The sequence below is a fragment of the Pseudomonas sp. BF-B-26 genome, from assembly GCF_019956495.1.
Taxonomy (GTDB): Bacteria; Pseudomonadota; Gammaproteobacteria; order Pseudomonadales; family Pseudomonadaceae; genus Aquipseudomonas.
In genome coordinates, this window is sequence record NZ_JAHBDP010000067.1 from 44,059 (window position 1) to 57,952 (window position 13,894).

The 13,894-nt window shown below is 58.4% G+C and carries 11 protein-coding genes and 1 pseudogene; 3 read left to right on the forward strand and 9 right to left on the reverse strand.

Features of this window, described 5'->3' with window-relative positions:
* Window positions 1–5 precede the first annotated feature (5 nt).
* From KGB03_RS11870 to KGB03_RS11890, 5 genes are all read right to left on the reverse strand, one after another.
* Window positions 6–944, reverse strand: coding sequence for a LysR family transcriptional regulator (locus tag KGB03_RS11870; RefSeq protein ID WP_223527156.1), 939 nt, complete (start codon window positions 942–944; stop codon window positions 6–8).
* A gap of 66 nt (window positions 945–1,010) precedes the next feature.
* Window positions 1,011–1,961, reverse strand: a complete 951-nt coding sequence (locus KGB03_RS11875; protein WP_223527157.1) for an aldo/keto reductase — start codon at window positions 1,959–1,961, stop codon at window positions 1,011–1,013.
* Window positions 1,962–1,984: 23 nt separating this feature from the next.
* Complete coding sequence (locus tag KGB03_RS11880; protein WP_223527158.1) at window positions 1,985–3,475, reverse strand: efflux transporter outer membrane subunit; 1,491 nt, start codon at window positions 3,473–3,475, stop codon at window positions 1,985–1,987.
* 19 nt (window positions 3,476–3,494) lie between these two features.
* The gene (locus KGB03_RS11885; protein ID WP_223527159.1) at window positions 3,495–4,979 is read right to left on the reverse strand and encodes a DHA2 family efflux MFS transporter permease subunit; all 1,485 of its coding nucleotides are present in this window, start codon (window positions 4,977–4,979) and stop codon (window positions 3,495–3,497) included.
* Window positions 4,979–6,115: an HlyD family secretion protein gene (locus tag KGB03_RS11890; protein ID WP_223527160.1), complete on the reverse strand. Its 1,137-nt coding sequence runs from the start codon at window positions 6,113–6,115 to the stop codon at window positions 4,979–4,981. Before KGB03_RS11890 ends, KGB03_RS11885 begins: the two co-directional genes overlap by 1 nt.
* Before the next feature lie 226 nt (window positions 6,116–6,341).
* Here KGB03_RS11890 and KGB03_RS11895 point away from each other — a divergent pair, with 226 nt between their 5' ends.
* On the forward strand, window positions 6,342–6,968 hold the full coding sequence (locus KGB03_RS11895; RefSeq protein WP_223527161.1) for a TetR/AcrR family transcriptional regulator: 627 nt from the start codon (window positions 6,342–6,344) through the stop codon (window positions 6,966–6,968).
* An 8-nt stretch (window positions 6,969–6,976) separates the two neighbouring features.
* The gene (gene mug, locus KGB03_RS11900; RefSeq protein WP_218538598.1) at window positions 6,977–7,498 is read left to right on the forward strand and encodes a G/U mismatch-specific DNA glycosylase; all 522 of its coding nucleotides are present in this window, start codon (window positions 6,977–6,979) and stop codon (window positions 7,496–7,498) included.
* Between the two features lie 21 nt (window positions 7,499–7,519).
* Here mug and KGB03_RS11905 read toward each other — a convergent pair.
* A pseudogene (locus tag KGB03_RS11905) lies at window positions 7,520–7,937 on the reverse strand (dienelactone hydrolase family protein); the annotation flags it as partial.
* A gap of 452 nt (window positions 7,938–8,389) precedes the next feature.
* Between KGB03_RS11905 and KGB03_RS11910 the strand changes: the two are divergent.
* The gene (locus KGB03_RS11910; protein ID WP_223527162.1) at window positions 8,390–9,919 is read left to right on the forward strand and encodes an MFS transporter; all 1,530 of its coding nucleotides are present in this window, start codon (window positions 8,390–8,392) and stop codon (window positions 9,917–9,919) included.
* Between the two features lie 102 nt (window positions 9,920–10,021).
* On the opposite strand, the gene KGB03_RS11915 is transcribed toward KGB03_RS11910, so the two are convergent.
* The 3 genes from KGB03_RS11915 to glcF are packed head-to-tail and all read right to left on the reverse strand — an operon-like array spanning window position 10,022 to window position 13,893.
* Window positions 10,022–12,202 (reverse strand): malate synthase G, encoded by a 2,181-nt coding sequence (locus tag KGB03_RS11915; protein WP_223527163.1) that lies wholly within the window; start codon window positions 12,200–12,202, stop codon window positions 10,022–10,024.
* Window positions 12,203–12,253: 51 nt separating this feature from the next.
* Window positions 12,254–12,655, reverse strand: a complete 402-nt coding sequence (locus KGB03_RS11920; RefSeq protein WP_223527164.1) for a heme-binding protein — start codon at window positions 12,653–12,655, stop codon at window positions 12,254–12,256.
* A gap of 20 nt (window positions 12,656–12,675) precedes the next feature.
* Window positions 12,676–13,893 (reverse strand): glycolate oxidase subunit GlcF, encoded by a 1,218-nt coding sequence (glcF, locus tag KGB03_RS11925; RefSeq protein ID WP_223527165.1) that lies wholly within the window; start codon window positions 13,891–13,893, stop codon window positions 12,676–12,678.
* Window position 13,894: the final 1 nt, after the last annotated feature.

Consider the following 13,894-nt stretch of genomic DNA (forward strand, 5'->3'; position numbering starts at 1 on the left):
TGTTGTTATCGTTTCCTGGGTGAACCGGTGATTGTTTCATCGGATGCCAACAAGCCTGGAATATAACTTTTAAGAAATTCCACCCATGTCTTGATCTTTGCATCCACGAACTTTCTTGATGGGTAGATTGCAAATAGATTCAACTCTTCAAGATGATAGTCGGGTAGTACCCGCACTAACGTACCCGCCTTGAGACCGTCGACTGCCGAAGCAATCGGCTGAATGCCGATGCCCATCCCGTTGGTAATCGCGATGGTCATGCCATCGGCGGTGTTGATGTGCAAGGGCGACAGCGGGACGTTGACGGTTTCCATGCCTTCGGGCCCCTCAAATGCCCAGTTTTCAGCCGGCATGACGCTATTCACAATTCTCAGACAATCATGTGAGCCCAGTGCACTCGGGGACTCCGGGTGTCCGCGTTTCTTCAGGTACGCAGGCGAGGCGCAGAGGATGCTGTAGGTCATGCCGAGCCGCTGAGCGACAAACCCTGAATCGGGTAAATCCCGCGCCAAGACAATCGACATGTCATAGCCTTCTTCCAGCAAGTCAGGGAGCCGGTTGGTCAGGGTCAGATCAAACATCACCGAGGGATGAGTCTCTCGATAGCGGGCGATGGCATCGATCACGTAATGGTTGCCAATGGCTGACATCGCGTGAATCTTCAGCCGGCCAACAGGCAAGGTATGAGCAGTGCCTGCTTCTTCGTCCGCTTCACGCATCTCTTCAAGAATTTTCTCGCAGCGTTGCAAGTAGCGCAGACCGGCTTCGGTCAGCGCCAGGCGTCGGGTTGTACGGTTAATCAGGCGTGTTTGAAGCCTGGCCTCCAGGCTGGAGACCGCTTTGGAAACGTTGGTTGTTGTGGTGTCCAACACCTCAGCCGCCGCGGTAAAGCTACCGCTCTGAGCGACCGCAACAAAAAAACGCATGGTTTGGAAAACGTCCATCGTTTCCACCTCAAGGGTATGGATAAAGAGGGTGGCCCTGCAAAAAGACCGCCCCCTCGTGGTGTATTACTTTTTCTGCGGAATAAATCCAGGTACACCCGTTTCCACGACTGAGTTGAATCGAACCCGGGTCGTAATCTCTTCCTTGATTTCAAGCATGGCCCTGTGCGGCAGGGTAGAAATATCAATGTTTTCCTGAATATGGCTCGGCGTCGCAGACGTGGTCAGGAAAGCGACTCCCCGCTGGACCGACCAGGCCAATGCTACTTGAGCCGGGGTTTTCTGTATGCGCTTGGCGATCCCTGTAATCACCGAGTCTTCCAATACGTTCGGCTCCATGCCATGCCCGAGTGGCGCAAAGGCAAGGACGATAATTCCGTGCTGCTGACAATACTCAAGCAGTTCCCATTCAGGCAAATAAGGGTGGGATTCAACCTGCACGACGGCGGGTTTTATCCGGGCCACTGCCACAATCTCTTGTAACCGCTCCAGCGTGATATCAGACAAGCCGATGGACTTGCAGCGGCCTTCATCCACCAGGCGCTCGAGCGCCCGCCAGGTTTCAATTAACTTCACGCCGGAGTCGTAGATAACTCGACCGTGCTCGTCTCTTGGGTCCTGATCATCACCGGGCTTAAAGGCAAACGGCGTATGGATCAGATAGCAATCGATGTAATCCACTTGAAGCCGTCGGCAACTGGCCTCGAAAGCAGGTTCGACGCGCTCGGGACGATGGTTGGTGTTCCACAGTTTCGTGGTAATGAACACGTCCTCGCGCCGGACCTTGCCTGCCTCAATCACTTCCTGCAGGGCAACGCCGACCCTCTCTTCATTTCGATAACGTTCTGCACAGTCGAAATGGCGAAATCCTGCTTCCAGCGCGTCTTTGACCGCTTGAGTTGTGACGCTGAGATCCCGAAACAACGTGCCAAAGCCAACGGCCGGCATCTCACCCGAACCGTGTATCAGAGGGAATCGGGAATCGCGAAGTGCATCGTGAAATGATTCGTAAGGCATAGCTTTTACTCCAATATCGGGCTCTATTGATAGGAAGGTTTCTGCTCTTCGCGACTGGCCACTCGTTGCTCAAATACACCGACGGAATTACCGCCGAGTGCCACGTACAGCCGCACCGTGTCGAGGTACTGCGCAGTCTTCACTCTGATTTGACCCAGTAACGCTTGCTCATAAGCACGTTCAGCCTCCAGCACCTGGAGAATGCTGTTCTCGCCTTGCGCGTAGGCTTGCTGGTTCAACCGAAAGCTCGTTTCCGCCGCTCGCAACGCGTCCTCCTGGGCCAGGTTTTCCTCGGCGTCATGATTAATCGCCTGCAGCGTGTCGGCGACCTGACCGAACGAACTAATGACGGTTTGCTGGTAGCCGGCGAGGGTTGCCTTGTAGCCGTCGACGGCGGCCTGGCGTTCAGCTTTCAGCGTTCCGCCATTGAAGATGGGCGCCGTGAGCCCGGCAGCGAAACCCCAGAGTGCGGCGCCGCCATTGCCTGAAGCCGCTTGTGCAAGCGACGCGGACAGTTCGACATGCGGATAGAGGTTGGCTGTCGCCACGCCAACTGCGGCGCTGGCCATGTGCAGTTCTGCCTCGGCTTGCCGTACGTCCGGCCGGTCGTGGGCCATTTCGGAAGGGAGGCTGACCGGCACGTTTGCCGGCAAGGCAAACTCGGCGAGCGTGAAGTCAGGTGCGATCCAGTCAGCCGGGCCTTTGCCCGTCAGAATCGAGAGTGCGTGACGTGCCGAGTCGCGCTGCTGGGCGAGGGGCGGAAACAGCGTGCGGTCCTGGGCGAGCCGGGTTTCGGCCAGTGAAACATCGATCTGCGTGGTGCTGCCATTGGCGTGCGCCATGCGCACCAGTTCGAGGTTCTTTGCGTCATTGGCGAGCAACTTCTCGACGGCTGCCATCTGCGCGCTGGCAGAGGCCAGCAACAACGCCTGGCTCGCGACATCGCCCGTCAGGGTCAGGTACGCCGCTTCGTAGCGATGCGTCTGCAGATCGGTAAACGCTTGCTGTTGTTCGACCTGCCGCTTGTTACCGCCGAAAACGTCAAGGTCAAAGCCAACCCGTGGCCCAATCGCATAGAAATTGGAGGTGGAAGGTTCTTTCGCGTTGTGCACCCGCTGGCGGCCCGCCTGGGCACCAAAATCGACTTGCGGATACAGCGCACCTTCCGCCGCAGCGACGGAGGAAGCCGCTTGCCGGATCGTCGCGTCTGCGGCCACGAGCTCAAGATTGCCGTCAATGGCGCGACGTACAAGCTTGTCGAGCTTCGGCGAACGAAACGCAGACCACCAGTCACCGTTGACCTTTTTGCCCAAGTCAATGCGTTGTTCACCGGGCTTGTAGCCGTCTTGGCCAAGACGCTGCTCGGCCTGCTGATCGTAGTGCTGCGACAGGCTCGGTGGCGGCATTTGATAGTCAGGGCCGACGGTGCAGGCGGTCAGGAACGCGAGAGCCGACACCGCACCGAACGTGGTTTTGAACATTTGTCTATTGATGAAGCGTGCAGGGAATTTCATTTGGCAAACTCCACGAAAACTAGTTGGTCGGAACGGGCTTGCGAAGAAAGACAACCAGTGGGCTGACCACCAGCATCGCGAACATCAAAATCTTGAACTGGTCGACCACCGCGATAAACGCGGCCTGGCCGGTGATCATTTCGTTGAGCCCCGCCAGTGCTTGCAGGGACGTCGGCGCGGAATGCGCAGCGGCGCGATACGGCGTCAGGTTACTGGCCAGCGCCATGTGCATCGCCTGCGTGTTGTTGAAGAAGAACAGCTGCACAATCGCAACGCCCAGGGTGCTGCCGTACACGCGTGACAGGTTGAACAGACCGGTGCCTTCCGGGCGTAACGTCGGGTCGAGCGTGCTGAACGCGACCTTGGTCAGCGACGGCATCAAGATGCCGATGCCAATGCCCTGGATCGCACCCGCCACCGCCACGGGCGACCAGTCCATCAACGGCGAATAGCCGAGCATCAGCCAGTTGGCATAAATCACCACGGCGACGCCTGCCGCCACGAACAACCGACGGTCGAAACGCTCGGGAACACGGCTCATCAACAGGAACGCACCGACCAGCCCGATCCCGCGCGGAATCGTCAGGGAACCCGTGGTGTCAGGCGGGTAGCCGAGAATCTCGTCGAGCATCGGCGAGGTCAGCGCCATGGTTGATAACAGCACGAAACCCACGGCGAAAAAGATCACCGTCGAGAGCACGAAGTTGCGGTCGTTGAACAAACGCTTGTTGAGGAAATGCACCTTCGTGGTCAGCACATGCGCAGCGAACAGGTAGAGCCCCAGTGCACAGCCGATCGCTTCCAGCCAGATTTCGGTCGAGGCAAACCAGTCCAGGCGTTCACCACGGTCGAGCAACATTTGCAGGCTGATCAAACCCAGCGTGAAGCTGCCGAAGCCAAAGAAGTCGAACGACGGACGTTTCTCGGCCTTTTTCTCGGCAAGCAACAGCGCCATCACCAGGAAGATAAACGCCGCCAGCGGAAGGCTGATGTAGAAGATCGGGCGCCATCCGAAATGCTCGCCGAGCCAACCGCCGATGCTCGGGCCGCTGACAATGCCGAACAGCACGATGGCCGTCCACGTTGCGCCAAATTTTGCACGCTTCTCGAGGGGCAATGTCTCCAGGGAAATCGCCATCGACAGCGCTGCCAGCACGCCACTCGCCAGGCCTTGAATAATGCGTGCGCCAACGAACTCCAGCGGCGTCGTTGCCTGCGTCGCGAGCAGCAAGCCAAGGACGAAGAAGGCCAGCGCGGCTTGATAAACCAGTTTCAAGCCATAGCGCCCGGCGAGCCATTGCGCAATCGGCATCGTGATGGCGCTCGCCGCGAGGTACGAGGTGAATATCCAGCCAGCCTGGTCGTCAGTCATCGACAGACTGCCCTGAATCAACCTGAGAACCGCATTCGGCAAAGGCAGGTTCGCCGACTGCATATAGGTGGCGAGCAGCGCGGCGAACCTTAATGTCCGCGCACCTTGAGGTCCGGCAAGTTTGGCGTTCATCAGAAGTTACCTGCGGACAACAGGGCCTTGAGCGGATGCCACCAAGGCGTGCGATAACCGGTATCGATCTTGACCGTGGCGCTGGTACCCGAGAAAAGCGGCAGGGCAGGGTCCATCTCATCGAGTTCGAGTCGGACTGGTACCCGCTGCACAACCTTGACCCAGTTGCCGGTCGCATTTTCCGGCGGCAGCAGGGCGAAGTCCGAGCCGGCACCGGGGCTCATGCTGGTCACGTGGGCTTTGAAGACGCGATCAGGATACGTATCGATCCTGATGGTCGCGTCCTGGCCTGGACGCATGTGGGTCACGTCGGTTTCGCGGAAGTTGGCCTCAACCCAAATCTCGCGATCGGACAGCAGTGCAAAGGCTGGCGCACCGTTGTTCACATAGTTGCCCACCTGCAAATCGTCGACCTTGGCCACGATGCCATCGTCCGGCGCATACACCGTCGCATACGAGAGATACAGCTGCGCCTCGTCGAGCTGAGCCTTGGCCTCGCGAACCGACGGGTGACTATCGGCTTCGATGTCTGGATTACCGTTCAAGGCAACGACCGTGCTGGCGATCTGTTGTTCGACCGATGCGATTCGTTGCCGGGCCACTTTAACGTCAGTGTCGGCGCGCTCGTAAATCGAGCGCGAGACAAACTCTGTAGCGACCAGCGCCTTCTTGCGGGCAAAATCCCGCTGGTCGAAATCGGCCGACTCTTTAGCCGATTGCAGTTCAGCCTGCTGCTGTCGGTAGCTGGCCTTGAGGCCATCGATGCGCAGCCGCGCGACGCTCAACTGCGCTTCTGCACGGTCAACCGCGATCTGCAGCGGTTTCGGGTCGATCCGGAACAGAATCTGGCCCTTGTGAACTGGCTGGTTGTCTTCGACTGCGATTTCGACGACTTGCCCGGAAATGCGCGCGTTGACCGATGCCTTCGCCACTCGGGCGTAAGCGTTATCGGTCGAAACAAAGGGCTCACCCGCGACATAGTGGGCGTACCCAACTGCAGCGAAGAGGACAGGGAACCCCACCATCAGCAATGGCCGAATTTTCTCTTTAAGCGGCTTCTTGATCGGTGAGTCAGACGGGTTCGGCCCTGGATGCTCGAAGGTCTGTGTAGCTGGGATGTCGAACTGTTTGGTCATGATCGATTGCACCTATTAACCGGGAAGTCGGGCTAACACCCGCAAAAACAGCCATACCGTGTGCGGTCAGGAGGATCGCTCCGCCGCCTCTGTTTCGTCGCCGCAATACCCAGTTCGAGCTCCGCTACAACAAACCTCAAAGCCAAGGAATTTCTGGTTCCTTAATTTTGTGCGATGGTGTAAGAATATCCCCCGGGCTCACTTTCATTCAAGGATTTTGTACGACATGGCACAAAAAAAGATTACAGAGGCGAAAGGCCGCGGCCGCCCACGCGCGTATGACCCGCAGACAGCGCTGCTGCAGGCGCTTGATGTTTTTTGGAGTACCGGATATTCCGGCGCTTCCCTGGACAGCATCGCCACGGCCGCCGGCATGAATCGTCCAAGCCTCTATGCGGCATTCGGTGACAAGCACGCGCTCTACATCAAAGCGCTGGAGCAGTATTGGGAGTTTGCCGCTGCGGCCATGCAGGAGGCGCTGACAGACAACGAACTGACCTTGAACCAGGCATTGATGCGGTTTTATGAAGGGCAGTTGTCGATCTACTTCTCGGGTGACGGCCAGCCGCGTGGGTGCTTTGCGATTGGCACAGCGACGACCGAAGCCGTCGAGGATTCTGAAATACGGGACGTGCTGTCGGACCGGCTCAGCAGGCTCGATGCCGATCTCGAAACGCGTCTGCGAACAGCCATCAGTTCTGGTGAATTGAAAGGCGATGTCGACCCGGCGGCCCTTGCCGTACTCGCGTCATCCCTGCTGCATAGCATTTCGATACGTGCACGAGCGGGCAAATCCCGCGCTGAATTGACCGAGCTTGTGCGCGGCGCGGTCAACGTGATTTGCGGTGGGTGAGGTTTTCGGTGAGTGAAGGACTCGACGATATTCTTGCCGAACAGCTGGCCGTGATTTTTTGTGGCATCAACCCAGGCATGACGGCCGCTGCCCAAGGCCACCATTTTGCGGGCAGGGGCAATCGCTTCTGGCGCACGCTGCATCTCGCGGGGTTTACGCCTGAGGAGGTGCGCCCGGAAAACGATCGGACGATCTTGCAGTATCAGTGTGGATTAACGGCCGTGGTGGAACGGCCGACGGCGCGAGCGGATCAGTTGTCTGCCCATGAATTCATCGCTGCCGCTGCGGATTTTGAACAAAAAATCCTGCGCTATGCGCCGCGCTTTGTGGCGTTTCTCGGTAAAGCGGCGTATTGCGCGCTATCCGGTCAACGAGACATTGCATGGGGGCTTCAGCCAAAGACCTTCGGCAATGCTTCGGTATGGATCCTGCCCAATCCCAGTGGGCGAAATCGCGCGTTCACGCTTGATCAACTGGTGGGCGCGTACCGCCAACTCTATTTAGCAACCGGCGAGCAACCTCACCCTTAAGCCAGGTACCGCCGAAACCACCCCAGCGTCCGGTTCCAGGCCATCAGGGGCGAGGGCAATGAAGCCTGCCTTGGCCACACGCCGCGCGACGTCTTCGATATACGGGTTGAGCCCGCGGTTTTCATGCACGACCACCACCGCGAGCACCTTGCCGGTGGCTTTCGCCGGGTGCACCAGATAGCCACGGACTTGCCCGTTACCTTTGGGTGATGGATAGGTGATGTACTCGGCAACGATGTCCGGGTCGGTAAATTCAACCTGCTCGGCGAGCGCATAATTCGGACTCAGGGCGGCGAGGAGCGCGCTGGCGGTCAAACCACCCAAAGTGAACAACGCCGCCCCGATCCAGAAAATCTCGCCGGTTGATCTTGCCGTGGGCGTAGTAGTCGTACAGTTCGAGTAGTTCCGGAGCAAAGTCTTTCGCAGTGAGACGGGGCATCTGTGCGCTTCCTCTTTGGCGGGTCGGTGAGCGATACCTATCGAGCGTAGGCGCTCACAAAAAAGAGGCCTCGAAGACTAATTCCAATCAGTTAAGCCAAAACGCGATCCGTAGCAGTTGATCGGCATTAGCTTCGAAGACTGGGTTAAAAACGCGGAGAGGGTGACTCAAGCAAGCGCCATAGATTGTTTGGGGCGCCTGCTTTTGGGGTGGGGCAGACGGAAAAGGGCTTTCAGCACATCGGTGCCATCAAACAATATGAAACAAATAGCCGATTGAGTCGTGGTGTAACGAAATTATAGAAGTGTCCTACTTTCCCGCGAGAAAAGTTAATTTTTCGTACGCTGAAAGTTGCTTTATTAAACCCTCGCCATGGAGGTGCGCAGGGTTCGTTTCACGGAAGCATTGAAAAATGTCCCGTGTTTTTTTGAGGTAATAAGGAGCTTCAAGCAATGGCGTTAATCAGTGAGACAACGCAACAAAAATCAAAATCAAAACGATGGTCAGCCCTAAGCGTGCTGATGCTGCCAGTTCTACTGGTGACCGTAGACAATACGGTGCTTGGATTTGCGTTACCCAAGATTGCCGAGGCCCTGAGTCCGACCGCCAGTCAGCAATTATGGATGATCGATGCCTATTCGCTGGTATTGGCGGGATTACTGGTGTCGATGGGGAGTCTGGGCGATCGAATCGGTCATCGAAAGTTGTTACTGGCCGGGTCTTTGGGTTTTGTCATTGTGTCGGTGCTGACGGCCTATTCCCATACGGCCATGCAACTGATTGCCGGGCGAGCGTGCATGGGGATTTTCGGTGCGATGTTGATGCCCTCGACATTGGCATTGATCCGGTCGGTGTTTCTCGATCGAGAGGAGCGCAGAGTAGCTGTCGCGATCTGGGCAACAACGCTGACGGTAGGATCAGCTCTCGGTCCTTTGGTCGGTGGGGTTTTGCTGGAGTTTTTCAGCTGGGAGGCGATTTTCCTGTTGGCGATACCCGTATTGGTGCCGTTGTTGGTATTGGGGCCGGTGTTGTTGCCCGAATCCGAGAAAGACTGTTCAGGGCTACTGGATCCGCTAAGTATCCTGCAATCGATGGTTGCCCTCAGTGCCATCGTTTATGGCATTAAACACAGCGCCAGTAATGGTCTCGACTGGATGGCGCTGACAGCATTTGTAATCGGCATGGTTGCTGGGTGGATGTTTGTGCATCGGCAGTTACGTCTGCCTGTGCCGCTGATGGATCTGAGTTTGTTCCGAAGTGGCACCTTTAGCGGCTCCGTACTGATCAATCTGATGAGCCTCGCGTTCCTCGTCGGCTTTGTATTCTTCACCACTCAGTTCTTGCAGATCGTCCTTCAGATGTCACCGTTGAATGCCAGCTTTGCGTTAGTACCTGGTCAGATCATGGCGATCGTAGTGGGAATGGCCGTCGTGCCTGTAGCGCGGCGAGTACCGGTGCATGTGCTGGTACCGATTCTGATGGCGTTTGCCGGGGCGGCGTTTTTGTTGGTCGCCAGCATCGGCAGCAGCCTGACCGTTCTGGTGGTGGCTTTTGCCTTGCTGAACATTGGCGTGGGCGCGATCGCGACGGTCTCCAACGATGTGATTTTGTCGGCTGCACCGCCGGAAAAGGCGGGTGCGGCGTCAGCCATTAGTGAAACAGCCTATGAAGTGGGCGTGGTTTTGGGGACGACGGTGCTCGGTGGTCTCGTCACGGCCTACTATCGCGGTGCATTGCAGCTGCCGGACTTTTTGAGCGAGGTGCAGACGATGCTGGCGAGTGAAACGCTATCGGGTGCTAATCATGTAGCGGTGCAGTTGTCGCAAGATCAAGCACAAGCGCTGATGACGCAGGCGGGAAGTGCCTTCGAGGGGGGAATTAATCTGGTGTCGTGGGTGACGTTCGGCTTGGCACTCATGGCGATTTTAGTTGCCTGGCGCGCTCTGCGGATACCGAAGACGAAGCTTGCTGAAGGGCAGTGATTGAAAACGAACGTCGGGCCGTTTGCCACACGGCCCGACTGTTTCAGCACTCGCAGTTACCACGCAGAATCCAGGTTTTCACCCAGTCTGCTCAGCCACTTTTTACACCCTCGACTGCTTATACACGCGCCGGAATTTATGCAGCAGCGGTTCGGTATAACCATTGGGTTGTGCGCATCCCTCGAACACCAATGCGCAAGCCGCTTGAAACGCAACCGACTGCTCGAAATCCGGCGCCATGGGCGTGTAGATCGGATCTCCGGCGTTTTGCTCATCAACGACCCGCGCCATGCGCTGCAATATCTCGATGACCTGATCCTGGGTGATCACCCCGTGTCGCAGCCAGTTGGCCATGTGCTGACTGGAGATGCGCAAGGTCGCGCGATCTTCCATCAACCCCACGTTATGGATGTCGGGCACCTTCGAGCAGCCGATGCCTTGTTCGACCCAGCGCACCACATAGCCCAGTAAGCCTTGTGCATTGTTTTCGACTTCCTGACGAATCTCATCGGCCGACCACGATGGGGCGGTGACGACCGGCACGCTGAGCAAGCCATCCAGAAGTGCCGGGCTGGCGGCACCGAAGTCGGTTGTTTCAAGGGACGCCTGCACCGAGCGCACGTTGACCTGATGGTAATGCAGCGCGTGCAGGGTCGCAGCGGTCGGCGAGGGCACCCACGCGGTATTCGCGCCCGCTTGTGGGTGGGCGATTTTTTGCTTGAGCATATCGGCCATCCGGTCCGGCATGGCCCACATGCCTTTACCGATCTGTGCTCGCCCACGCAATCCACAGCCCAGACCGACGAGCACGTTGTTGCGTTCGTAGGCCTCGATCCACGGGGTATTTTTCATGTCGCCCTTGCGCAGCATCGCGCCCGCTTCCATGGCGGTGTGCATCTCGTCGCCGGTGCGATCCAGGAAACCGGTGTTAATGAACGCGACCCGTGAGGAAGCTGCGGCGATGCAGGCTTTGAGGTTGATGCTGGTGCGCCGTTCCTCGTCCATGATGCCCATTTTCAGGGTGTGGCGTTCGAGCTGGAGCAAGTCTTCGATGCGGCTGAACAACTGCTCGGCGAAGGCCACTTCGGCGGGGCCGTGCATTTTCGGTTTGACGATGTAGACGCTACCGGTCCGGGAGTTGCCGCGACGTTGCAGGTCATGCAAGGCAATCAGGCTGGTGATGACGCCGTCGAGAATACCTTCCGGGATTTCCAGTCCATCCTTGTCGAGAATCGCCGGGCTGGTCATCAGGTGTCCGACGTTGCGGATGAACAGCAACGACCGCCCGTGCAGCGACAGTGAGCGGCCATCGGCCGCGGTGTACTCGCGGTCCGGGTTCAACCGTCGCGTGATGGTTTTACCGTTTTTCTCCAGGTCCTCTTTCAGGTCGCCCTTCATCAAACCCAGCCAGTTGCGGTACACCTGCACCTTGTCATCGGCGTCGACCGCCGCCACCGAGTCTTCACAATCAATGATGGTCGAGAGCGCTGCTTCAATTAGCAGATCCTTGACCCCAGCGGCGTCAGCCTGGCCGATAACGCTCTGCCGATCAATCTGAATCTCGACGTGCAGATCGTTGTTTTTCAGCAGTATGGCCGTGGGATCAGCGAGGGAACCCTGGTAGCCGACGTACTGCGCGGTATTCGATAAACCGGTTTGGCTGCCGTCTTTCAAGGAGGCTTGCAGTGTGCCGTTGTCGATTCGATAACGCGCCACTTCGGCTTGGGAACCGCTGCTCAAGGGGAATGCCTGATCCAGGAAGCCACGGGCAAACGCGATGACCTTCGCCCCGCGCACAGGATTGTAAGTCCGGCCCGGTTCGGCGCCGCCGTCATTGGAAATCACATCGGTACCGTAGAGCGCGTCGTACAGCGAGCCCCAGCGCGCATTGGCTGCGTTGAGCGCATAACGCGCGTTGACCGCCGGGACGACCAGTTGCGGTCCGGCCTGCACACTGATTTCCGTATCGACGTTGGCGGTGCTGACCTTGACGTCTGCGGGTTGCGGTTGCAGGTAACCGATACCGCTCAGGAAGCTGCGATAAGCCGCCATGTCCGTCACCGGTCCCGGGTGGGCGCGGTGCCAGGTGTCCAGTTCGGTTTGCAGGCGATCACGTTCAGCCAGCAGCGCGCGGTTGATAGGTGCGAGTTCATGCACCAGTGCGGCGAAACCACTCCAGAACGCTTGAGAGTCCAGGCCGGTTCCCGGCAGCACGTCCAGATCAACGAAACGTTGCAAGACAGGCGCGACCTTGAGGCCTTGGCAGTTCACGAATTCGGTCACTTTTTGCATCTCCATCACACAGAATTTATCGAGCGCAGATAACGGCCCTGTTCAGATCAGGCATTGCGCGCCGGCCTTGGCCACCTGCGCGTCCTGCTCGGCTTTGACCCCGGACACCCCGACCGCGCCGATCACCTGACCGTCGACGATGATCGGTACGCCGCCCTCAAGCGAGGTCAGCAATGGCGCCGACAAAAAGGCGTGGCGCCCGCCATTGACCATCTCTTCATATCCTTTGGATTCGCGCCGCCCCAGGGCCGAAGTGCGGGCCTTTTCGGTGGCGATGTAGGCGCCAATCGGAGCGCAACCGTCGAGGCGTTCGAGGGCCAGGGGATGGCCGCCGTCATCGACAATCACGATGGTCACGGCCCATTGGTTGTTCTGCGCTTCGGTGCGTGCAGCCGCGAGGATTTGGCTGACTTCGGTCTGGCTCAGTACGGCTTTGCTTTTCATGGGGATTCTCCTGTGTTCGGTTAGGGCAAGGCGGCTTCGACCAGTTCGATCCAGTGCCTGACAGGGGTTCGGCCCGCACCGTCGAGGTGGGACTGACAGCCGATATTGGCCGTGACAATGACTTCGGGATGCCCGCTTTCCAGCGCATTGAGCTTGTTGTCGCGCAGTTGCCGGGACAGTTCGGGTTGGGTCAGCGAATAGGTGCCCGCCGAACCGCAGCACAGGTGACTGTCGGCAACAGGCGTGAGGTTGAAGCCCAGGCTCGTCAGAATCGCTTCCACCGCACCCCCCAGTTTCTGCGCGTGCTGCAAGGTGCAGGGGCAATGAAAGGCCAGGCGCTGGGCGCTGTGGATACCGAGCTTTTCCAGCGGCTCGTCGCGCAGCACTTCGACCAGATCCTTGGCCAGCGCACTGACCTTTTTTGCCTTCTCGGCATACGCCGGGTCGGTGCTGAGCAGGTGACCATAATCTTTGATGAACGCACCGCAACCGCTGGCGGTTTGCACGATGGCTTCGGCACCGTTTTCAATGCTTGGCCACCACGCATCGATATTGCGGCGGGCGCGATCCAGGCCGGCTGCCTGAGCGTCGAGGTGATAATCCACGGCGCCGCAGCATCCGGCCTCGCGGGTCGCGATGACGCTGATCCCCAGTCGATCCAGTACTCGCGCGGCGGCCGCGTTGGTATTGGGCGACAGGCTCGGTTGCACGCAGCCTTCAAGCATCAGTACCTGCCGGGCGTGGCGAGTGACCGGACGTGGCTTGGCTGGATAGACGCGGCGAGGCAACTTTATCTGCAAGGTGTTGGGCAACAACGCCCGGAACACCTGGCCGCTGCTGACCAGAGCTTTGAACAGCGCCGGATTGGGGACGACGCTGCGCAATCCTTCACGCAACAAGCGCTGACCAAGTGGGCGCGGCACCGCCGCATCGACCACCGCCCGGCCGATGTCCAGCAAGTTGTGATAGTCGACGCCGGAAGGGCAGGTGGTTTCGCAGTTACGGCACGACAGGCAGCGATCCAGGTGCTGTTGGGTCTTCTGCGTGACTTCGTTGCCCTCCAGAACCTGCTTGATCAGGTAAATGCGGCCCCGCGGTCCGTCCAGTTCATCGCCGAGCAATTGATAGGTCGGGCAGGTGGCATTGCAGAAACCGCAGTGCACGCAGGTGCGCAAGATGCTTTCGGCTTCTTCGGCGCGGGGTAGTTGGCGGGCTTGTTCACTCAAGGTGGTCTGCATG

Excerpts from the sequence above, each read along its gene's own strand:
- KGB03_RS11870 (WP_223527156.1), bottom strand. The coding sequence starts at position 944 with ATGGACGTTTTCCAAACCATGCGTTTTTTTGTTGCGGTCGCTCAGAGC.
- KGB03_RS11875 (WP_223527157.1), bottom strand. The coding sequence starts at position 1,961 with ATGCCTTACGAATCATTTCACGATGCACTTCGCGATTCCCGATTCCCT.
- KGB03_RS11880 (WP_223527158.1), bottom strand. The coding sequence starts at position 3,475 with ATGAAATTCCCTGCACGCTTCATCAATAGACAAATGTTCAAAACCACG.
- KGB03_RS11885 (WP_223527159.1), bottom strand. The coding sequence starts at position 4,979 with ATGAACGCCAAACTTGCCGGACCTCAAGGTGCGCGGACATTAAGGTTC.
- KGB03_RS11890 (WP_223527160.1), bottom strand. The coding sequence starts at position 6,115 with ATGACCAAACAGTTCGACATCCCAGCTACACAGACCTTCGAGCATCCA.
- KGB03_RS11895 (WP_223527161.1), top strand. The coding sequence starts at position 6,342 with ATGGCACAAAAAAAGATTACAGAGGCGAAAGGCCGCGGCCGCCCACGC.
- KGB03_RS11910 (WP_223527162.1), top strand. The coding sequence starts at position 8,390 with ATGGCGTTAATCAGTGAGACAACGCAACAAAAATCAAAATCAAAACGA.
- KGB03_RS11920 (WP_223527164.1), bottom strand. The coding sequence starts at position 12,655 with ATGAAAAGCAAAGCCGTACTGAGCCAGACCGAAGTCAGCCAAATCCTC.
- glcF (WP_223527165.1), bottom strand. The coding sequence starts at position 13,893 with ATGCAGACCACCTTGAGTGAACAAGCCCGCCAACTACCCCGCGCCGAA.